This is a genomic window from Sphingomonas qomolangmaensis (genome assembly GCF_024496245.1).
GTDB lineage: Bacteria > Pseudomonadota > Alphaproteobacteria > Sphingomonadales > Sphingomonadaceae > Sphingomonas > Sphingomonas qomolangmaensis.
This window is the reverse complement of record NZ_CP101740.1, coordinates 1,935,214-1,955,159: the sequence shown is the minus strand read 5'-3', so window position 1 is coordinate 1,955,159 and position 19,946 is coordinate 1,935,214. Positions and strand designations below refer to the sequence as shown.

The window sequence follows — 19,946 nt, the reverse complement described above, 5'->3', positions numbered from 1 at the left end:
CGCCCTTGCGCCTGTCGAAGGGCGCGAGCCTTGCCCGCTTCGCGGTTCCCCGCCTAGCCGCCGACGCTCGCGGCTTGCGCGGGCGACAATTGGCGCGCGTCGGTTGGGTAATCGCGCGGCTGGTGCTGCACCGTCACCCACTGGTCGGTGGTGAAGGCATCGACCGCCCAGCGGCCGTTGAAGCGGCCGATGCCGCTGTTCTTGTCGCCGCCGAACGGGCTGAAGGGCAGGTCGTTGACCGGCTGGTCGTTGACATGCGCCATTCCCGCCTCGATCGACCGCGCGAAACGCACGCCCTTTTCGAGGTCGCGGGTGAACACCGCAGACGACAGGCCGTAATCGGTGTCGTTGGCGATCCGCAGCGCGTCGGCTTCGTCGGTGGCGCGGATGATCGGCGCCATCGGGCCGAAAATCTCCTGCCGATGGAGCGGACCATCGGCGGCGACATCGGCGAAGGCATGCGGCGGCAGTACGAGCCCGTCGGCGTCGCCGCCCGCTAGCTGGCGATAGCCGGCATCGCGCGCCTTGCCGATCAACTCCTGCACGTTTTCGAGCTGGCCGCGATTGATGATCGGGCCGATCATCGTCGTGGGATCATCGGGGCCGTTGATCGGCAGCGCCTGCACCGCCGCGGCGAAGCGATCGACGAATTCGTCGTAGATCGGCGCTTCGACCACCAACCGGTTGGCGATCATGCAGATCTGCCCCTGGTGGAGATATTTGCCGAACACCGCGGCCTTCACCGCCAAATCGAGGTCGGCGTCGGCGAGCACCACCAGCGGGCTGTCGCCGCCCAGTTCGAGCTCGAGCCGCTTGATGATGTCGGCCGCATACGCTGCCTTGCCGATTCCGCGCCCGACCGGGGTCGAGCCGGTGAACGAGATGACGCGCGGCACGCGGTGGCTGACGAACGCGTCGCCGATCTCGCCGCCCGAACCCGAAATGACGTTGAGCACGCCTCCGGGCAGCCCCGCCTCTTCGAACAATTTGGCGAACCACAGCCCGCCGGTGACGGGGGTGTCCGATGCCGGCTTGAGCACCACCGCATTGCCCACCGCCATCGCCGGCGCGATCGACCGCGCCGAGAGCTGGTGCGGGAAATTCCACGGAGAGATGACGCCGACGACGCCCACCGGCTTGCGATAGACGCGGCTTTCCTTGCCCGGCGTGTCGTTGGGCAGGATCCGTCCCTCGACCATATAGGGCAGGCTCGCCGCCTCGAGCATCACGCCGTAAACGGCCTTCCATTCGAGCGCGGCCTTGAGCAGCGTCGATCCCGCCTCGCGCACCAGCCAGCCGATGATCTCGTCGCGGCGCGCTTCCATGATCTTGGCCGCGGCGGCAAAGACCTGCGCGCGCTCGGAGGGGAGCTTCGCTGCCCAATCGGGCTGCGCGGTGCGCGCGGCCTCATACGCGTCGTTCAAATCGTCGACATTGCCCTGCGGCGCGTCGAACAGCACTTCCTCGGTCCAGGGGTTGAGGTTGGGCTTGGGCTTGCTGCCGCCGGCGCGCCATTTGCCGGCGATGTAGAGTTGCTCGAACGAGGCATAGGGCTGGGTCATGGGGGCTCCTTGGCGGTCGGCAGGGCAAATGCCTGCCACCCCAAGGGGCGCGGCTGCCGCTGCGGTTGCACCCCAAAGCGACCGGAGCGGGCAAACGTTCCTCGCCCAGCCCAAAGCCCTACCCGTCGGCGCGACCCGCCGGCGCGCGCCTAGACGTTGAAGCGGAAGAGCAGCACGTCGCCGTCCTGGACGACATATTCCTTGCCCTCCGAGCGCAGCTTGCCGTTGTCGCGCGCGCCGCTTTCGCCCTTGAAGGCGATATAATCGTCGAACGCGATCGTCTCGGCGCGGATGAAGCCGCGTTCGAAATCGGTGTGGATCTCGCCTGCCGCCTGCGGTGCCTTGGCGCCGACCTCGACGGTCCAGGCGCGTGCTTCCTTGGGGCCGACGGTGAAGAAGGTCAGCAAATGGAGCAGTTTGTAGCCGGCGCGGATGACGCGCGCGAGGCCGGTTTCGCTGAGCCCCAGCTCGGCGAGGAATTCGGCGCGGTCTTCGGCGGGCATCGTCGCGATCTCGGCCTCGATCGCCGCCGACACCACCACGGCTTCGGCGCCCTCGGCCTTGGCCTTTTCGAACACCCGGGCCGAGAAGGCGTTGCCCTCGGCGGCATGTTCCTCGTTGACGTTGCAGACGTAGAGGACAGGCTTGGCGGTCAGCAACTGCGCCTGCGCTAGCAGCCGAGCGTCCTCGGGATCCTTCACCTCGGTCAGCCGCGCGGGCTTGCCCTCGCGCAACAGGTCCAGCGCGCGGCCGAGCACTGCCGCCGCCGCCTTGGCTTCCTTGTCGCCCTGCGTGCCCTTCTTGACGAGGTTGGGCACACGCTTTTCGAGGCTTTCGAGGTCCGAGAGCATCAGCTCGGTCTCGACCGTCTCGGCATCGGCGATCGGATCGACCTTGTTGTCGACATGCTGGATGTCGTCATTCTCGAAGCAGCGAAGCACATGGACGATCGCGTCGACCTCGCGGATGTTGCCGAGGAACTGGTTGCCAAGGCCTTCGCCCTTGCTCGCGCCGCGCACCAGGCCGGCGATGTCGACGAAGCCCAGTTGCGTCTCGATCTTCTTGGCCGAGCCTGCGATTTCCTGCAGCCGGTCGAGCCGGTCGTCGGGTACCGCGACGTTGCCGACATTGGGCTCGATCGTGCAGAACGGATAATTCGCCGCCTGCGCCGCCGCGGTCTGCGTCAGCGCGTTGAAGAGCGTCGATTTGCCCACGTTCGGCAGGCCGACGATGCCACAGCGAAAACCCATGAAGATGCCCTTGTCGAAGAAAGTTCGGGATGCCGCGCGCGGGCGACAGGATGGCGCGGCCATAGCGCGCGCACGCGGGGCTGACAAATGGACCCGTGCGCGGGGTTCGCGGGTTATCGGGAGATGAAGACAGCCAAGAATATGGGAAATGCCGCGCTCGCCGCGGTCGAACGCGCCGATCTGGCGGTAACCCGCGCGATCGCGCCGCAGCGCCACGATCCGGCGGTGCGCAAGGCGGGCAAGTTGAGCGAGATCGGCGATCAGCCACCCCTGATCGCGCTGTCGGCGACGGTGCTGGTGGCGGGGCTCGCGCTGCACCATGGGCTCACTGCGCGTACCGGGCTGCGGATGCTCGCGACCCACGCGCTGGCGACCGCGATCAAGGACGTGATCAAACGCTCGGTCGATCGCACGCGGCCCGATCATGCGCTGGTCGAGGGCTATCGGATGGAGAGCGGCGACAGCCACGAGCACGAGCTGACCTCGTTCCCTTCGGGCCACACCGCGGGCGCGGTCGCGGTTGCAGAAGCGGTGGCGCGCGAGGTGCCCTTGCTGGGGGCACCCGCGCGACTGCTCGCGGCGAGCGTCGCGATTATCCAGGTGCCGCGGGCGAAACATTATGTCAGCGACGTGATCGTCGGCGCGGCGATCGGCTGGGCGGCGGAACGGCTGGTGAATGCGGTGGTGGAAAGCGTGTTCCTAACCCGTCATTCCCGCGAAGGCGGGTATCCAGAGCCACGAACCCCGCGGTCCGTACTGCGCTCTGGATCCCCGCTTTCGCGGGGATGACGAGGAACATCACATCCGGTAGTTGAAACTCACGCTGATCCGGTCCTGCGTGCCCGCGTTGGGCATCACCTCGTGGCGCAGCCAGCTTTCCCACAGGAACACGCTGCCCATCTCGGGCTCGGCATAGACGAAGCTGTCGGGGCGGGCAGGGGCCGCCATCATCATCGGCAACCGCGGATCCTCGAGCTTCAGCGCCCCCGACCCCGGCGGCACCGCGACATAGACGGTGCCCGAAACGACGCTGTGCGGGTGGATATGCCCCGAATGCGTGCCCCCCGGCTGCAGGACGTTCACCCACAGGCTGTCGAGCTTCAGCCGCTTGCCTGCCAGATCGAACGCGCACGCCTTGGCGAAGGCGGCGACGTGGCGGTTGAGGTGCCTGACGAGGTCGCCGAATGCCGGGTCGCGCTGCGGCAGATCGTTGAGCGAGGCGTAGGAGGTATAGCCGCGATAGCCATGCTCGCGCGACCAGCCGATCCCGGCGCGGTCTTCCTTCGCGAGCATCCTCACCGAGGTTTCGAGTTCGGCGATCAGCGCAGCATCATCGACGCGGCCTTCGTAGAATTGGGTGGGGAAAAGCGAGCGGATCGGCATGACGGCGCGGTAGCGCGATGCGAAGGCGGCGACAATGTCGGGCCGTGTACGTCGTACCCCCGGCCCAAGGCCGGGGTGGCGGAGGTGCGGGTTGCCGACCCCCTACCGCGCCATCCGCACCGCGACGTCGCTCATGAAGCGCGCATCCTGCCCCTCGGCGAGCCAGCCGGCCTCAGCCGCGACCGCGCCCAGCAGGTCGGTCAGGTCCTCGATCTCGGCCTTGGCGAAATTGCCCAGCACATAGCCCGTCACGCGGTCCTTGTGCCCGGGATGGCCGATCCCCAGCCGCACGCGGCGGAAATCCTCGCCGATATGCGCGATCGTCGATCGGATGCCGTTATGCCCCGCCGCGCCGCCGCCCTGCTTCACTTTCACGCGAAAGGGGGCGAGGTCGAGCTCGTCGTAGAACAAGGTCACGGCCTGCGGCTCGAGCTTGTAGAAATCCATCGCGGCGCGCACCGCGCGGCCGCTGTCGTTCATGAAGGTCGCGGGCTTGAGCAGCAGCAATTTCTGGCCGCCGATCCGCCCTTCCTGCACCCAGCCCTGGAATTTCTTGGCGCTCGGCGAAAAGCCATGGACCTCGGCGATCGCATCGACCGCCATGAAGCCGATATTGTGCCGGTGCATCGCATATTGCGGCCCCGGATTGCCCAGGCCTACCCAAAGCTGCATCGCTCGCGTCCTTCGGCAATGGCGAGAGGGGGGATAACGAAAGGGCGGAACAGCGTTTCCGCTGCCCCGCCCCGATCACACCGCAAGAAAGAAGGATCAGTCCTTCTTCTGCTCGGTGATCTTGTCGTCGTCATTATGGTCGTCATTGGGCTCGGGCGCTTCGGCTTCGCCGGCTTCCTCAGCCTGCTGCTCGGCAGCAGCCGCCTCGGCAAGCGCGGCGTCTTCGGCCATCGCTTCCTGCGTCTCGGCGCGCATTGCCGACGGCGCGATGACGGTGGCAATGGTGAAGTCGCGATCGTCGATCGTCGGCTCGGTGCCCTTGGGCAGCGTCACGTTCGAGATGTGGATCGAATCGCCGACTTCGAGGCCGGTCAGCGCGATCTCGATCTGCTCGGGGATGTTGCCCGCATCGACCACCAGCTCGAGCTCGTGGCGAACGATGTTGAGCACGCCGCCCTTCTTGAGGCCGGGCGATCCGGCTTCGTCGGTGAACACCACCGGCACGTTGACCGTGACCGAAGCGTTCTTCGAGATGCGCAGGAAATCGACATGCACCGGGCGATCGGTGACGACGTCGAAGGTCACGTCCTTGGGCAGGGTGCGGATCGCCGAACCGACGCCATCGATCATCACGACCGAATTCATGAAGTGGCCGGTGTTCAGCATCTTCATCAGCGCACGCTCTTCGACGTGGATGCTGACGGGATCCTGCTTGTTGCCGTAGATCACGGCGGGGACGCGGCCTTCACGACGAAGCGCGCGGGAGGCTCCCTTGCCAACCCGCTCGCGCGTCTCGGCCGACAGGGTAAGCGTATCGCTCATGTCGGGTCTCCGAAATACGTTGAGTTCAAAACCACCGGGCAAGCCTCCAGGGATGACCCTGCCACGGAACGGGCGCGCATAGCGGAAAGCGGGGGAGGGGGCAAGTATAAGCCCTCTCCCGCTTGCGAGGCGCACGTACTTAAGAGCCCTCTCCCGTTTACGGGAGAGGAGTGTTGGGTCGGTCATGCCCCCGGCATGACCTGAATAGCACGGGGTGCTATTCACCCAACACTGGTGAGGGCCTTCTTCTTCTACCACCACGCCCACCAAAAACCCTCACCGCTGCGCCTAGGGGCCGCAAGTGCGACCCCAAGTCTCGCTGCCTCTCCCGCAAGCGGGAGAGGGCTAAGCGCCCTTCAATACCGCACGCGCTCCACCGGTATCCCGAGCCGCGCCAGCTCGCGCTGCACCGTATCGCCGCCGGTCAGATGCCCCACGCCCACCGCCATGAACACCACCCCCGGCCGGCGCATCCGCTCGACGATCCACCCCGCCCAGCGGCGGTTGCGCTTGGTGATCACCGACTCGGTGAACGCCGCCGACGAGGCGTGCTGGTCGCGGCTGACGATCCGCCCCATCGCCGCGACATCGCCGCGGCCCCATGCCGCCAGCACCTCGTCGGTCGAGGTCGTCGCGCGGTCCATCCCGTCGAGCTGCACTTTGAGCATCGCGATCTGGGCTTCCTGCGACAGCGCGTCGAAATAGCCGAGTTGCTGCGCGCGTTCCTCGAGCCCCGTCACGGGCTTGCCCGCCGCTTGCGCGGCGTTCGTCAGCACCGTCTCGACGCCCAAAGTCGGATCGTAACCAGCGCGCCGAAGCGGCAGCGTGGACAGCGTCGTCGCCGCCAGCCACGGCTTGGTCCGGTCGAACGCGCCCGCGGGATAGCCCTGCTCGGCGATCGCGGCGGCCAGCTTGGGGCGGTATTCGGCGGGCAACCGGTCGGGCAGGCTCGGCCCGTCGGCCAGCGTCCCCACCTTGTCCTGCACCCGCCGCGCGGTCGCGGCATCGACGCTCACCGTCTCGAGCACCAGCATGTCGCTCGAATCGAACGCGTCGCGCACCGCATCGTCGAACCAGCCGAGCCCGGGCTTCAACCAATGGATGCTCCCGAACAGATACACCGTCGTATCGGCATCGCGCACCACCCAGAGCGGCGGATCGATGTCGACCGGCGGCTGCTGCGCGCCGGTGCCCGCGAACAGGAAGGCGGCGATGGCGAGGAAGATGCGGGCGGGCATTCCCCGGCCATAGCGGGTTCGCGCAGGTCCCCCAACCATTGACCCTCCGGGGTTGCTGCGCCAAAGCGAAACCCGCTTCTCCCGCACCCGCGAAGGCCCCGATTTGTCCGACGAAAAGCCGCTCAGCTTCCAGCGAATGATCCTCACGCTCCACGATTATTGGAGTGCGCGCGGGTGCCTGATCCTCCAGCCCTATGACATGGAAATGGGCGCGGGCACCTTCCACACCGCGACGACGCTGCGCGCGCTCGGCCCCAATCCGTGGAACGCCGCCTTCGTCCAGCCCTGCCGCCGCCCGACCGATGGCCGCTATGGCGAGAACCCCAACCGGCTGCAGCATTATTACCAATATCAGGTGATCCTGAAGCCCTCGCCCGCCGATCTGCAGGAACTGTACTTGGGCAGCCTCGCGGCGATCGGCATCGACATGCTGTCGCATGACATCCGCTTCGTCGAGGACGATTGGGAATCGCCGACGCTCGGTGCCTGGGGGCTGGGCTGGGAAGTCTGGTGCGACGGGATGGAAGTGACTCAGTTCACCTATTTCCAGCAAATGGGCGGCTTCGATTGCAAGCCCGTCGCGGGCGAGCTCACCTACGGGCTCGAGCGGCTGGCGATGTACATCCAGAACAAGGACAGCGTGTACGACCTCGCGTTTAACGACGAGGGTGTCAGCTATGGCGACGTGTTCCTCGAGAACGAGCGCCAGATGAGCGCCTGGAACTTCGAGGTCGCCGACACCGACAGCCTGTTCGACCAGTTCCGCAAGCACGCCGCCGAATGCGAGAATGCGCTCGGCCGCGACCTGCCGATCCCGGCGTACGAACAGGCGATCAAGGCGAGCCACGTCTTCAACCTGTTGCAGGCGCGCGGGGTGATCTCGGTCGCCGAACGCCAGGCATATATGGGCCGGGTGCGCGATCTCGCGAAGGGCGCGTGCGCTGCTTACATGGCCAAGAACGGGTGGGCGGCGTGACCGATTTCCTCCTCGAACTCCGCTCCGAAGAAATCCCCGCGCGGATGCAGGACAAGGCGCGTGCCGATCTCGAACGGCTGTTCGCCGCCGAACTCGCCAAGGCCGGCCTCGCCCCCGGTAAAATCGAAACCTACGCCACCCCGCGCCGCCTGGCGCTGATCGCGCGCGACCTGCCGATGCAGACGCAAGCGGTGTCGGAAGAACTGAAAGGCCCGCGCGCCGGCGCGCCGCCGCAGGCGCTCGAAGGCTTCCTGCGCAAGACCGGCCTCACCGCCGACCAGCTCGAAGATCGCGGCGGCGTGTTGTTCGCGGTGATCGAAAAGCCCGGCCGCGCGACCGCCGAGGTGCTGGCGGCGGCGATCCCCGCAATCGTCCGCGGCTTCCCCTGGCCCAAATCGATGCGCTGGGGCGATGCCTCTGCGAGCACCGAATCGCTGCGCTGGGTCCGCCCGCTGCAGGGCATCGTCGCGATCCTCGGCCAGGATCTGGTCGAATGCGAAGTCGCGGGTATCCGATCGGGGTACACCACCGTCGGCCATCGCTTCCACAGCCCGCACGAGATCACGCTGGGCGGCGCGGGCGATTATGTCGAGAAGCTGCGGATGGCGCACGTGCTGGTCGACCAGGACGAGCGCCGCGCGATCATCCGCGACAAGGCCACCACGCTCGCCGCCGAGGCCGGGCTGGCGCTGATCGAGGACGAAGGGCTGGTCGCCGAGAATGCCGGGCTGACCGAATGGCCGGTGCCGCTGCTTGGCCGATTCGACGCGGCGTTTCTCGACGTGCCGGCCGAAGTGATCCAGCTCACCGCGCGGGTGAACCAGAAATATTTCGTCTGCGCCGGCGCCGAGGGGAAGCTAGCCGACGCCTTCATCTGCGTCGCCAACATCGCCGCGCGCGATGGCGGCGCGCGGATCGTTGAGGGCAACCAGAAGGTGCTCGCCGCGCGGCTGTCCGACGCGCGCTTCTTCTACGAAACCGACCTGAGGGTCGCGCTCGAGGAACAGGCGAAGAAGCTCGAAAAGATCGTCTTCCATGAGAAGCTGGGGACGGTCGCCGACAAGGTCGATCGCGTCGCCAAGCTTGCGCGGTGGTTGGTGGAGGAGGGGATTGTCAAGACCCCCTCCCGCCTGCGGGAGGGGCTAGGGGAGGGCATGTCCGCAACCGCGGCGCTCGACCCGACAAGCCCTCCCCCGACCCCTCCCGCAAGCGGGAGGGGGGGAGAAGTCGAGCAACTCGCCACCCTCGCCGACCGCGCGGCGCGGCTGTGCAAGGCCGACCTCGTCACCGGCATGGTCGGCGAATTCCCTGAGTTGCAGGGCGTGATGGGCGGCTATTACGCCCGCGCACAAGGCGAAGACCCCCGCGTCGCCGACGCGATCCGCGACCATTACAAGCCGGTCGGGCAGGGCGACGACGTCCCCACCGCGCCGATAACGGTGGCGGTGTCGCTGGCGGACAAGCTGGATACGTTGGCTGGCTTCTTTTTCGAAAAGATGCCGCCTACCGGCTCTCGCGATCCTTATGCGCTGCGTCGAGCGGCACTAGCGGTCGTGGCAATCATTGAAACAACAGGCGTTAGGTTTTCGCTAAGAGAGGCGTTGACCCTAGCGATTGCGCGATTGGGGGCACTGATGGGCGCTAAGGCTGCCGATGCGGTCAATAAGTTAGCCAGTGCGAGGCAAACAGTTGGGCTGCCGGTCGGTGACGACGATATGGCCGAGGCCGTAGAAGTGGCTCTAGCCACACTACTTTCTGACGAAGCAAAAGAGCGCCTGGTAGTTGATCGCATCAGACCGACAGTATCGTCCATTCTCGATTTCCTTGCCGATCGCCTCAAAGTCCAGCAACGCGAAGCCGGTGTCCGCCACGACCTGATCGACGCGGTGTTCGCGCTCGGGAACGAGGACGATCTCGTCCGCCTGCTCGCGCGCGTCCATGCGTTGCAGGCGTTCGTCGCGACGCCCGAGGGGACCAATTTGCTCGCCGGCTACAAGCGCGCGGCGAATATCCTGAAGAAGGAAGGGGTGGCTTCCGCTCCCCCCGCCACTTCCGTCACCCCAGCGAAAGCTGGGGTCTCTGGCGAAGGCGCGGGGCAGGCGCCGCGGGAGGCCCCAGCCTTCGCTGGGGCGACGGGCTTGGCGGCGACCACCCCCGCTGACGCGCTCAACGCGCCCGAACCCTTCGGCACCGAATCGACCGATCGCCACCCCGACGAACTCGCCGCGCGCGCGATCGATCACCTCGCGGGCGACGATCCGATCCCGCAGACCGGCGAGGAAGACCCGCTGGTCGAGGTCGACCAGGGCAACTTCACCCCCAGCGTCGGCGACTTCGCGCGCTCGGAGCGCGAGCACGCCCCCGGCTACACCCCCGAACCTGCCGAAGCCGCGCTGGCGCAAGCGCTCGACGCCGCCGAACCGCGCGCCGCCGCGGCGATCGCCGCCGAGGATTTCGCCGAGGCGATGACCGCGCTCGCCTCGCTGCGCGCGCCGATCGATGCCTTTTTCGAGACGGTGACCGTCAACGATCCCGATCCGGCCAAGCGCGCGGCGCGGCTGGCGCTGCTCGCGCGGATGCGCGACGCGGTGCATGCGGTCGCCGATTTCTCGAAGATCGACGGATAACTAAAAAGCCCTCTCCCCCTCGGGGGAGAGGGTTGGGAGAGGGGCAGTTCGCACATCAACCGAGGGCCGGTAAGAGAGCACTGCCCCTCTCCCCGGCCCTCTCCCCGCAAGCGGGGAGAGGGAGATATGATGACGCAGTATATCTATCGTTTCGGCGGCGGGGTTTCGGACGGGGGCAAGGGCGACAAGAATTTGCTCGGCGGCAAGGGCGCGAACCTCGCCGAGATGGCGTCGATCGGCCTGCCGGTGCCGCCGGGCTTCACGATCAGCACCGCGATGTGCACCCGCTATTATGACGAGGGCCAGGCCTTCCCCGCCAGCGTCCGCGACGAGGTGGCCAACGGGCTGCGGCATGTCGAGGGGATCACCGGCAAGGTCTTCGGCGACCCCGCCAACCCGCTGCTCGTGTCGGTGCGATCGGGCGCGCGCGTGTCGATGCCCGGCATGATGGACACCGTCCTCAACCTCGGGCTCAACGACGCGACGGTCGAGGGGCTGGCGGCGATCTCGGCCGATCCGCGCTTCGCCTGGGACAGTTATCGCCGCTTCATCCAGATGTACGCCGATGTCGTGCTCGAACTCGACCATGGCCGGTTCGAGGAGGCGCTCGAGATCGCCAAGGAAGACCAGGGCTTCTATCTCGACACCGAACTCAGCGCCGACGACCTGCGCAAGCTGGTCGCCGAATACAAGGCGCTGGTGCAGGAGCTGTGGGGCAAGCCATTCCCGCAGGACGTCCATGACCAGCTCTGGGGCGCGGTCGGCGCGGTGTTCGGATCGTGGCAGTCCGAGCGCGCGAAGGTCTATCGCCGCCTCAACGACATTCCCGGCGACTGGGGCACCGCGGTCAACGTCCAGGCGATGGTGTTCGGCAATATGGGCGAGACCTCGGCCACCGGCGTCGCCTTCACCCGCGATCCCTCGACCGGCGAGAATGGCTATTATGGCGAGTTCCTGATCAACGCGCAGGGCGAGGATGTCGTCGCGGGAATCCGCACGCCGCAATATCTGACCAAGGCGGCGCGCGAGGCCGCCGGCGCCAAGCCCGCATCGATGGAAGAGGCGATGCCGCAGGTGTATGGCGAGCTCGCGCGCACCTTCGACCTGCTCGAGCGCCATTATCGCGACATGCAGGACATCGAATTCACCGTCGAACAGGCCAAGCTCTGGATGCTCCAGACGCGCAGCGGCAAGCGGACCGCGAAGGCGGCGCTCAAGATCGCGGTCGACATGGCCGAGGAAGGCTTGATCACCGAAGAGGAGGCGGTGCTTCGCGTCGAACCCTCGGCGCTCGACCAGCTGCTCCACCCGACGCTCGACCCCGATGCCCCGCGCGACGTGCTGACCAAGGGGCTTCCCGCCTCGCCCGGCGCCGCCTCGGGCAAGGTCGTGTTCGACGCCGACACCGCCGAGCGCGCGGCGGCGAACGGCGAGGCGGTCATCCTCGTCCGCGTCGAAACGTCGCCTGAGGATATTCACGGCATGCACGCCGCCAAGGGTATCCTCACCGCGCGCGGCGGCATGACCAGCCACGCCGCGGTGGTCGCGCGCGGCATGGGGCGTCCGTGCGTCTCGGGCGCGGGCACGCTGTCGATCGTCGCCAAGGACAAGATCATGCGCTGCGGCGACCGCGAAATCCGTGAGGGCGACATCCTCACGATCGACGGGGCTACCGGTCAGGTCATGGTCGGCGCGGTCGCGACGATCCAGCCCGAGCTGGCGGGCGATTTCGGCACGCTGATGGTCTGGGCCGACAAGGTCCGCCGGCTGCGCGTGCGCACCAACGCCGAAACCCCCGACGATTGCCGCACCGCGCGCGAATTCGGGGCCGAGGGCATCGGGCTGTGCCGCACCGAGCATATGTTCTTCGAGGCCAGCCGGATCACCTCGGTGCGCCAGATGATCCTTGCCGAAAACGAAGCCGGCCGCCGTGCCGCGCTCGACAAATTGCTGCCCGAACAGCGCAGCGACTTCGCCGAGATTTTCGAGGTGATGGTGGGGCTACCCTGCACGATCCGCCTGCTCGACCCGCCGCTGCACGAATTCCTGCCGCACGAGGAAGCCGAGTTCGAGGATGTCGCCACCGCCACCGGCATCGACATCGAAAAGCTCAAGCGCCGCGCCGCCGAGCTGCACGAATTCAACCCGATGCTCGGCCATCGCGGCTGCCGGCTGGGGGTGACCTATCCCGAAATCTACGAAATGCAGGCGCGCGCGATCTTCATGGCGGCGTGCGACGTTGCCGAGAAATCGGGCGAGGCGCCGGTGCCCGAGGTGATGATCCCGCTGGTCGCCACCCGCCGCGAGCTCGAGCTGATGAAATTGGTGGTCGACAAGGCCGCCGGCGAAGTCTTCGCCGAACGCGGCCGCACGATCGAATATCTGGTCGGCACGATGATCGAGCTGCCGCGCGCTGCGCTCAAGGCGGGTGAGATCGCCGAACAGGCCGAATTCTTCAGTTTCGGCACCAACGACCTGACGCAGACGACGCTCGGCGTCAGCCGCGACGATGCCGCGCGTTTCTTGTCGGTCTATGTCGAAAAGGGCATCTACGCGCGCGACCCGTTCGTGAGCATCGATGTCGAAGGCGTCGGCGAACTGATCGCGCTCGCCGCCGAGCGGGGAAGGGCAACCCGGCCCGACATCAAGCTCGGCATTTGCGGCGAGCATGGGGGCGATCCGGCGAGCATCGCCTTCTGCGAACAGGTCGGGCTCGATTATGTCAGCGCGTCGCCCTATCGCGTGCCGATCGCGCGGCTGGCGGCGGCGCAGGCGGCGCTGCGCAAATGAAGCAGCGTCTGACCCGCCAGCGGATGGACATGGTCGGGCCGTTCCACCCCTATCTGGTGTTCGCGGGGATCATCCTGTTCGATGTGCTGCTGATCGGCGCGTTGGCGATGGCGGTGGTGGTTACCGGCGACAAGGTCGAGGATGTGGTGGCGCCCGGTGGGCCCGAGTGGGTGACGCTGTAGGGGAGCTGGAGCCTTCGGCGTTCGAGCCTACCCCAGCGTAGCGCGTCCTCCCCCTCCGTCGGTGCTTCGCACCCGCCACCTCCCCCTGGCGGGGGAGGATCGTTGGCTTGGCTGTACCCATCACCGTTCGTGCTGAGCTTGTCGAAGCACGGTTCTTCTGGCCGGGCGCGCATTGCTCGGAGGTAGGAACCGGCGCGTCGCCCCTCAGACGAACCTGCGTCCATGGTCGTCGTCATGGCCTTCGCGCAGCAGCGCTGCCTGTTCGCGCCATTGTTGCTGCGCGATCCGCCCGCGGCCGAAGCCCAAGCGTTGCTCAAGATCGGCTTCGCCCTCGGGGGTCAGCGCCTCGATCGCGGCATAGGTCTTGATTCCGTCCTGGCGCAGCTGCTGTTCGGTATGCTCGTCGATCCCGCGGATGCGCGACAGATTGTCGCGGCCCCAGCCGAAGAAGCCGCCCCCGCGCGACGACGTCGCGGCAGCGGTGCCGACCCCGGCGGCGGCAACCGGTGCTACCGTCTGCGAGGTCGTCCAGCGTTCGCGATCGCGCTCCAACTCGGCAAGCCGGGTATCGCGCACCGCAATCTCGTCGCGGGTCGCGCGGTGCGCGGCTTCCTCGGCGCGCAGGCGCTCCTTCCACTTGCGGCCGCCCGGATGGCTCGCCAGCCCGAACAGCCAGCCGGCGATCAGACACAGCGCCAGCACCGCGAATTGGGTTGGGGTCGAGAATAGCATGGGGAGTCCCTCCTGTTACGGAGGTCAAACGACTTGGGGGGCAAGTGCGTTCCGCGACCCGCCCCCCGCGCTCATGTGATCAGTGCGTCGCTGATGTCGCACGCCGCCGGCCCCAGGATCACGATGAACAGCACCGGCAGGATGAACAGGATCAGCGGGATCGTCATGATCGCGGGCAGCCGCGCGGCCTTCTCCTCGGCGCGCATCATCCGTTCGTTGCGGAATTCGGCCGACAGCACGCGCAGCGCCGAGGCGAGCGGGGTGCCGTATTTCTCGGTCTGGATCATCGTGGTGACGACGCCCTTGATCGCGTCGAGGTTGATCCGCGCGGCAAGATTCTCGAACGCCTGGCGGCGATCGGACAGGAAGCCCAATTCGATCGCGGTCAGCTGGAATTCCTCGCCGAGTTCGGGATAGGCGCGCCCCAGTTCCTTGGCGACGCGGTGGAAGGCGGCATCGACCGTCAGGCCTGCCTCGGCACAGATCACCAGCAGGTCGAGCGCGTCGGGCAGCCCCTTGCGGATCGCGTCGGATCGCTTGGTGATCTTGTTTTGCAGATACAGGTCGGGCGCCTTGTACGCGCCGATGAAGCTCGCCGCGACCAGGCCATAGGCCTTGAGCGGGCTCCAATCGGCAAAGCCCTCGGTGCCGTACACCCAATATAGCATCGGCCCACCGATCAGGACCGGCAGCACCATCCGCCCGAAGATCACCGCGACCGCCCAATCCTTCGATCGGATTCCCGCCTGCAACAATTTGATCTGCGCCGCCTTGAGCTGCGAATCCTGCAGCACCTTCAGCGACGACAGCACGTTGCGCATGCGGTCGGTGGTGTCGTTTTGCTGGACCAGCTTGGCGCGCCGCTTGCCGGTCGAGGCGGTGATCCCTGCTTTCAGCTGTTCGCGGCGGTCCTGCAGCGCCTTGACGCGCTTGGTCATCGGATCGCGCACCGTGGTCGCGACATAGATTGCCAGCATCACCGCAAACGCGGCGATCGCCGCCAGGAAGGTGGCGACGGTGATGACGTCGACCCCCAGGATCGTGGGACCAGCACCCGGTTCCATCAGCGCGCGCCTCTCATTGGATTGGGCCCCATCAGATTTCGAAATCGACCATCTTGGCCATGATGAACCCACCGATGCTCATCCAGACCAAGCCGCCGCCGCCCGCGATCATCAGCCGCTCGTCGATGAAGAAATTCTGCATGTACGAGGCGTTGATGAACCAGATCATCCCGAAGACGATGAACGGCAGCGACCCGACGATATAGGCCGACGCCTTCGATTCGGAGGACATCGCGCGGATCTTCAGCTTCATCTGCATCCGCTTGCGCAGCACATCGGCCAGGTTCGCGAGCGTTTCGGCAAGGTTGCCGCCGGTCTCGCGCTGGATCGCGATGGTGATGACGAAGAACTGGAATTCGGGGGTGCCCAGCCGGTCGGCGGTTTCCTGGAGCGCGACGTCCATCGTGCGGCCGATCTTCATCTTGTCGGCGACCGATCGGAATTCCTCGCCCACCGGCCCGTCGAGCTCGGCGCCCACCACCGCGATCGTCTCGGTGATCGGCAAGCCCGACCGCAGGCCGCGCACCAACAATTCGATCGCATCGGGGAATTTGGTGTTGAACTTGGCGATTCGCGCCTTGATCGTCTTGCCGACCCAATAATGCGGCAGCCCCGCGCCGACGAATACGCCCAGCAGCAGCGCCAGCAGCAGCGGCAGCCCGCGCAGCCATAATCCCACCCCGATGACGACGAACAGCCCCAGCGTCACCATGCCATATTGACCAACGGTCCAGCTTTTGCCGGTCATTGCCAGCCGCTTCTGCAGCTCGGCTGGGTTGGGCAGCAGCCGGGTTGCGGCGCGGTCGAACGTGGTGGTTTGCCGGCGGTTCGAGATGCGCCGAAGCTGCGCGTCCATCAGCCCGCCATTGGCGACGGTTGCGTGACGATCGCGCACCGCGGTCAGGCGGCGCGCGCTGGCGCGTGCGGTCGATGGTCCGGCGAAGGCGAACAGCACCAGCGCCAGCACCGCGAATGCGCCCAGCGTCACCATCAATAGCGGCAGATACTCGGTGCCGATGGTCGCCTCCCTAGGTTCGGATCGCGAAGATTACCCGCACGACGCGTTCAATTCTTGGCCATGCGCGGCATCCGCAGGTTGAGCTTGCCCAGCAGCGATCCGCCCTTGGCGCCAGGCTCGGCCTGGGCCTTTGCCCTGGTCTTGCCACCGGCTTCGGCAGTCTCGGCCGACTCGGTCAACGCAAGCAGCCGGCCGACCAGATCGGTGATCGGCGCCACGGTCTTCGATCCGCGACCGACCTCGGCGATCGGCTTGCCGAGCTTGGCGGCTTGCGCGCACATCTTCTGATCGAAGGGCACCGCGACATCGATCTTGCGCTCGATCGAGGTCTCGAAATCCTTGCGCGAAATTTCGAGTGACGCCTGATGCACCCGGTTCGCCATGATGATGACCGTCGTCTGCGGCGCGTTCGTCTTGAACCACGACAGGATCCGGATCGCATCGCGCGCCGCCGCCAGCGTGTATTCGGTGACGATCACCGCGATCTGCACATCGGTGACGAGATGCGGGAACTGCACCAGCATCGCGCGCGGCAAATCGATCACCGTGGTTTCGAACGCCGTGCGGATTTCCTCCTGCAATTGGAAGAAAGCGGTACCGTCGTTCATCACCGGCGCATGGATCGGCGCCTCGGCCGACAGCACCGCCAGCTTGTCCGACGCGCGCACCATTGCGCGTTCGATGAACAGCCCGTCGATCCGGCTTGGGTTCTCGATCGCGTCGGTCAGCCCGCGCCCCGGCTCGAGGTCGAGCGCGAGCGCGCCGGTGCCGAAATGGATGTCGAGATCGAGCAGCGCGGTGGTGCGCCCGCCCTTGTCGCTCATCAGCCAGGCGATCGAGGTTGCCATGCTCGATGCGCCGACCCCGCCGCGCGTGCCGACCACCGCGATCGCGGCATGCGCCCGCTCGGTGCTAGCCTCGACCGTCTTGGGGGCGTTGAGCATCGCCTGGACCTGCGACAGGGTTTCGCGCAGCGCATCGGGGTTGAGCGGCTTGAGCAGATAATCGTGGATGCCGCTGGCGACCAGATCGCGATACAGCCGAACATCGTTCACCTGGCCGCAGGCGATCACCACGGTTCCCGGCTCGCACACCTCGGCCAGCGCATTGATGTCGTTGAGCGGATCGCCGCTTTCGGACAGGTCGACCAACAGGATGTGCGGGCTGGCGGATACCGACAGCGTCTGCACCGCATTGCGCAGCCCGCCCTTGTTGACCTTTTCGGGCGCCCAGCCCTGTTCGACCGTGACGCTTCGCATCGTCTCGGCGCTGTTTTCGTCGCAGACGAACGCCATAAAGGGTTCGCGGACCGCGCCGGTGCGTGCCGGATTCCAGGGGGCGTTCATGTCAGTTGCTCCCCGTGCCGCCGGTGGAAACTGCAGGCAGCGCCGCATCGGCGGGGGGCTGGCGATCGCGCAGCGCCTGGATCGGCTTGGTGGCGGTAGCAGTGTCGGTCACGTCGGCACCGCGGCGGCCGCGCACCAGGTCTTCGGGCCGCGCGACCATCGCCGCGAGATTGGAATTGATCCCGCAGCCGAAGTTCGACGAGGTGTGTGCGCCGTAATTGGGTTCGTACATCCGGCTATGGTCGGGGCATCCCGGCACCGCGGCAACCATGCGGCTGAGCACCACGCGGACGGTGCCCGGCGTCAGCGCGCCGACCGTCACCGGCGCGGTATCGGCCAGCAGCAGGCCGTAGCGCGAAGCCTCGGCAGCGACCGCGGCGCGCGCGGCGGGATCGAATGCCGGCTGGTCGTCGACCGAAAGACGGTCGCCATAGCCGGCCTCGAGCGAGGCGAGCCAGCCGGCCAGGCGGGCATTTTCGCCGGTTGCCAGACCCTGGCCGGTCGACTGGACGTCGAACACATAATCGGTGCGGCTGACCACCGGCTGGTGAACCGATTCGACGCCGCGGTTGAGCGTGCCGCCGCAGCCGCCCAGCAGCGTGGCGGGCAGCAGGATCGCGGCGAGGTAAAGGCGCGGATGCATCACAATGTCTCTCCCGTACCGGGTCAATTGACGCTGAAGCCGGGGGCGACGTCGCCCTTGGCCTTCTTGGGCTTGCGACGCGGCTTTTCCTGCGGCGCCGCCGCGAACGGGTCGGGCAGCGGCGCGGCGGTCGGCAGCTGCCGTCCGGGCAGCGCGGGACCGGCGGGCAACACCGGCGCGCTCGCGCCGAAGCTGGGTGCCGCCACCGTCGGCGGTGCCATGCTCGGCTTGGGCCGTTCGCCAGCCGGGCCGCCGCCGTTGAGCTGCCCCAGCAGGATGCGCTCGACATCGGTGGGCGATTGGTAGCCGTCGGTGGGCAGCGCGATCTGGTTGCCGTCGATCGGCTTCACCAGATAGGGCGTGACGACGATCACCAGTTCGGTTTCCTGCCGGCGAAAGCCGTTCGAGCGGAACAGTGCACCGAGGATCGGCAGGTCGCCGACGCCCGGGGTCTTTTCGATCTGGTTGTTGTGGTTGTTCTGCAGCAGCCCGGCGATCATGAAGCTCTGGCCCGAGCCGAGCTCGATCGTCGTTTCGGCGCGCCGCGTCGTCAGCGCCGGCACCTGCACGCCTTCGATCGTCACCGCGCCCGCCGAGGACAATTCGGAAACCTCGGGGCGGACGCGCAGCGAGATGCGGCCATCGGCCAGCACCGTCGGGGTATAGGCCAGGCTGACGCCATATTGCTTATACTGCACCGATACCGCACCCAGCCCCTGGCTGATCGGAATCGGGATTTCGCCGCCCGCCAGGAAGGTGGCGGTTTCGCCCGACAGCGCGGTCAGGTTGGGATTGGCGAGCGTCGTCACCTGGCCGATCGTCTCGCCCAGGTCGAGCGAGGCCAGAAGGTCGGTGCCGAGGAACCGGCCCGCGGCGCCAAGCAGCGTGCTGCCCGTCTGTTGCGCCGGGTACCTGTACAGGCTGCCCCCCGGCACCTGGCCATTGGCATCGACCGGGGCGTTGGGCTGGCCGGGTACGCCAGGCACTGTCGTGATCGAACCCTGCCGGCCTTGGGCGAGGCCGAACAGGAACGATCCGCCGTCGCGGTTGGTGAGGTTGACGCCGATATTCTTGACGAAGCTGCGGCTGACCTCGGCGATCCGCACCTGCAAATTCACCTGCAGCGGGGTCGCGGTGCGCAGCCGCGAGACGACCTTGGTCTCCTCGCCGACGAACGCCTGCACCAGCCGTTCGGCCTCGGCGCCGTCGGAGGGGTTGGCGATCGTGCCGGTCAGCAGGATCAAGCCGTTCATCGGCGTCGCGGTGATGTTCGCCTCGGGCATCGCCAGGTTGAGCATGCCGCCGACGCTGTCGAAATTATTGCCGACGCGTAGGTTCGACGAATAGGCGACCTTGCCCGCCCTGGTGACGGCGTAGACCGTGGTTTCCCCCGCTTTCTTGCCGAACACCCAGAATTGGGTCGGCGAGCGGACGGTGACGTCGGCGATGCCGTCGCTGGCGACGAACACATCGGTGATCGGCTCGCGCACCGTGACCAATTGGCCGCGCCCGGTGCTCAGCTGGAGCATTTCGCTCGGCGAACTGACATTCTGCGCGGCGGTCGGCATCGATGCACCGATCGCACCCGAAGCGGTGGCCAGCACCAGCGCGGTGCGCAGCGAAGAGCGGATCTTCGTCATG

Annotated in this window: 17 protein-coding genes; 5 read left to right on the top strand and 12 right to left on the bottom strand. The window is 66.9% G+C overall.

Annotated elements, in window-relative coordinates:
• Positions 1 to 53 precede the first annotated feature (53 nt).
• Both NMP03_RS09275 and ychF read right to left on the bottom strand, forming a co-directional pair.
• A complete protein-coding gene (locus tag NMP03_RS09275) occupies positions 54 to 1,562 on the bottom strand; it encodes an aldehyde dehydrogenase family protein (protein ID WP_256505079.1) in 1,509 nt (502 codons plus the stop codon).
• A 149-nt stretch (positions 1,563 to 1,711) separates the two neighbouring features.
• Positions 1,712 to 2,812, bottom strand: coding sequence for a redox-regulated ATPase YchF (gene ychF / locus NMP03_RS09270; protein ID WP_256505078.1), 1,101 nt, complete (start codon positions 2,810 to 2,812; stop codon positions 1,712 to 1,714).
• A 123-nt stretch (positions 2,813 to 2,935) separates the two neighbouring features.
• On the opposite strand from ychF, the gene NMP03_RS09265 reads away from it, so the two are divergent.
• On the top strand, positions 2,936 to 3,601 hold the full coding sequence (locus NMP03_RS09265) for a phosphatase PAP2 family protein (protein ID WP_256505077.1): 666 nt from the start codon (positions 2,936 to 2,938) through the stop codon (positions 3,599 to 3,601).
• Between the two features lie 9 nt (positions 3,602 to 3,610).
• Here the strand turns inward: NMP03_RS09265 and NMP03_RS09260 are convergent, their stop codons facing one another.
• The 4 genes from NMP03_RS09260 to NMP03_RS09245 form a co-directional block, all read right to left on the bottom strand.
• A complete protein-coding gene (locus NMP03_RS09260) occupies positions 3,611 to 4,195 on the bottom strand; it encodes a TIGR02466 family protein (RefSeq protein ID WP_256505074.1) in 585 nt (194 codons plus the stop codon).
• A gap of 102 nt (positions 4,196 to 4,297) precedes the next feature.
• Positions 4,298 to 4,867: an aminoacyl-tRNA hydrolase gene (gene pth, locus NMP03_RS09255; RefSeq protein ID WP_256505073.1), complete on the bottom strand. Its 570-nt coding sequence runs from the start codon at positions 4,865 to 4,867 to the stop codon at positions 4,298 to 4,300.
• Between the two features lie 96 nt (positions 4,868 to 4,963).
• The gene (locus tag NMP03_RS09250; protein ID WP_256505072.1) at positions 4,964 to 5,689 is read right to left on the bottom strand and encodes a 50S ribosomal protein L25/general stress protein Ctc; all 726 of its coding nucleotides are present in this window, start codon (positions 5,687 to 5,689) and stop codon (positions 4,964 to 4,966) included.
• A 356-nt stretch (positions 5,690 to 6,045) separates the two neighbouring features.
• Positions 6,046 to 6,927 carry a TraB/GumN family protein gene (locus NMP03_RS09245; RefSeq protein WP_256505071.1) on the bottom strand — a complete coding sequence of 294 codons (882 nt, stop codon included), beginning with the start codon at positions 6,925 to 6,927 and terminating at the stop codon, positions 6,046 to 6,048.
• A gap of 136 nt (positions 6,928 to 7,063) precedes the next feature.
• Between NMP03_RS09245 and NMP03_RS09240 the strand changes: the two genes are divergently transcribed.
• From NMP03_RS09240 to NMP03_RS09225, 4 genes are all read left to right on the top strand, one after another.
• A complete protein-coding gene (locus NMP03_RS09240) occupies positions 7,064 to 7,903 on the top strand; it encodes a glycine--tRNA ligase subunit alpha (RefSeq protein ID WP_256508081.1) in 840 nt (279 codons plus the stop codon).
• Positions 7,900 to 10,530, top strand: a complete 2,631-nt coding sequence (glyS, locus tag NMP03_RS09235) for a glycine--tRNA ligase subunit beta (protein ID WP_256505070.1) — start codon at positions 7,900 to 7,902, stop codon at positions 10,528 to 10,530. The genes NMP03_RS09240 and glyS overlap by 4 nt, the downstream gene beginning before the upstream one ends.
• Positions 10,531 to 10,659: 129 nt before the next feature.
• Positions 10,660 to 13,320 (top strand): pyruvate, phosphate dikinase, encoded by a 2,661-nt coding sequence (ppdK, locus tag NMP03_RS09230; RefSeq protein ID WP_256508080.1) that lies wholly within the window; start codon positions 10,660 to 10,662, stop codon positions 13,318 to 13,320.
• Positions 13,317 to 13,502 (top strand): hypothetical protein, encoded by a 186-nt coding sequence (locus NMP03_RS09225; protein ID WP_256505069.1) that lies wholly within the window; start codon positions 13,317 to 13,319, stop codon positions 13,500 to 13,502. The genes ppdK and NMP03_RS09225 overlap by 4 nt, the downstream gene beginning before the upstream one ends.
• 204 nt (positions 13,503 to 13,706) lie before the next feature.
• Here NMP03_RS09225 and NMP03_RS09220 read toward each other — a convergent pair whose 3' ends face one another.
• The 6 genes from NMP03_RS09220 to NMP03_RS09195 all read right to left on the bottom strand — a co-directional run bounded on the left by NMP03_RS09220 (position 13,707) and on the right by NMP03_RS09195 (position 19,945).
• Positions 13,707 to 14,234 (bottom strand): hypothetical protein, encoded by a 528-nt coding sequence (locus NMP03_RS09220; RefSeq protein ID WP_256505068.1) that lies wholly within the window; start codon positions 14,232 to 14,234, stop codon positions 13,707 to 13,709.
• 71 nt (positions 14,235 to 14,305) lie between these two features.
• The gene (locus tag NMP03_RS09215) at positions 14,306 to 15,298 is read right to left on the bottom strand and encodes a type II secretion system F family protein (protein WP_256505067.1); all 993 of its coding nucleotides are present in this window, start codon (positions 15,296 to 15,298) and stop codon (positions 14,306 to 14,308) included.
• 31 nt (positions 15,299 to 15,329) lie between these two features.
• A complete protein-coding gene (locus NMP03_RS09210) occupies positions 15,330 to 16,289 on the bottom strand; it encodes a type II secretion system F family protein (protein WP_256505066.1) in 960 nt (319 codons plus the stop codon).
• A 74-nt stretch (positions 16,290 to 16,363) separates the two neighbouring features.
• Positions 16,364 to 17,662: an AAA family ATPase gene (locus NMP03_RS09205; RefSeq protein WP_256505065.1), complete on the bottom strand. Its 1,299-nt coding sequence runs from the start codon at positions 17,660 to 17,662 to the stop codon at positions 16,364 to 16,366.
• A 1-nt stretch (position 17,663) separates the two neighbouring features.
• Positions 17,664 to 18,305, bottom strand: a complete 642-nt coding sequence (locus tag NMP03_RS09200) for a CpaD family pilus assembly lipoprotein (protein WP_256505064.1) — start codon at positions 18,303 to 18,305, stop codon at positions 17,664 to 17,666.
• A gap of 23 nt (positions 18,306 to 18,328) precedes the next feature.
• Positions 18,329 to 19,945 carry a type II and III secretion system protein family protein gene (locus NMP03_RS09195; protein ID WP_256505063.1) on the bottom strand — a complete coding sequence of 539 codons (1,617 nt, stop codon included), beginning with the start codon at positions 19,943 to 19,945 and terminating at the stop codon, positions 18,329 to 18,331.
• Position 19,946 lies beyond the last annotated feature (1 nt).

Excerpts from the sequence above, each read along its gene's own strand:
- ychF (WP_256505078.1), bottom strand. The coding sequence starts at position 2,812 with ATGGGTTTTCGCTGTGGCATCGTCGGCCTGCCGAACGTGGGCAAATCG.
- ppdK (WP_256508080.1), top strand. The coding sequence starts at position 10,660 with ATGACGCAGTATATCTATCGTTTCGGCGGCGGGGTTTCGGACGGGGGC.
- NMP03_RS09215 (WP_256505067.1), bottom strand. The coding sequence starts at position 15,298 with ATGGAACCGGGTGCTGGTCCCACGATCCTGGGGGTCGACGTCATCACC.
- NMP03_RS09245 (WP_256505071.1), bottom strand. The coding sequence starts at position 6,927 with ATGCCCGCCCGCATCTTCCTCGCCATCGCCGCCTTCCTGTTCGCGGGC.
- NMP03_RS09275 (WP_256505079.1), bottom strand. The coding sequence starts at position 1,562 with ATGACCCAGCCCTATGCCTCGTTCGAGCAACTCTACATCGCCGGCAAA.
- NMP03_RS09210 (WP_256505066.1), bottom strand. The coding sequence starts at position 16,289 with ATGGTGACGCTGGGCGCATTCGCGGTGCTGGCGCTGGTGCTGTTCGCC.
- NMP03_RS09260 (WP_256505074.1), bottom strand. The coding sequence starts at position 4,195 with ATGCCGATCCGCTCGCTTTTCCCCACCCAATTCTACGAAGGCCGCGTC.
- NMP03_RS09225 (WP_256505069.1), top strand. The coding sequence starts at position 13,317 with ATGAAGCAGCGTCTGACCCGCCAGCGGATGGACATGGTCGGGCCGTTC.
- pth (WP_256505073.1), bottom strand. The coding sequence starts at position 4,867 with ATGCAGCTTTGGGTAGGCCTGGGCAATCCGGGGCCGCAATATGCGATG.
- NMP03_RS09250 (WP_256505072.1), bottom strand. The coding sequence starts at position 5,689 with ATGAGCGATACGCTTACCCTGTCGGCCGAGACGCGCGAGCGGGTTGGC.
- NMP03_RS09200 (WP_256505064.1), bottom strand. The coding sequence starts at position 18,305 with ATGCATCCGCGCCTTTACCTCGCCGCGATCCTGCTGCCCGCCACGCTG.
- NMP03_RS09195 (WP_256505063.1), bottom strand. The coding sequence starts at position 19,945 with ATGACGAAGATCCGCTCTTCGCTGCGCACCGCGCTGGTGCTGGCCACC.
- NMP03_RS09220 (WP_256505068.1), bottom strand. The coding sequence starts at position 14,234 with ATGCTATTCTCGACCCCAACCCAATTCGCGGTGCTGGCGCTGTGTCTG.
- NMP03_RS09240 (WP_256508081.1), top strand. The coding sequence starts at position 7,064 with ATGATCCTCACGCTCCACGATTATTGGAGTGCGCGCGGGTGCCTGATC.
- NMP03_RS09265 (WP_256505077.1), top strand. The coding sequence starts at position 2,936 with ATGAAGACAGCCAAGAATATGGGAAATGCCGCGCTCGCCGCGGTCGAA.
- NMP03_RS09205 (WP_256505065.1), bottom strand. The coding sequence starts at position 17,662 with ATGAACGCCCCCTGGAATCCGGCACGCACCGGCGCGGTCCGCGAACCC.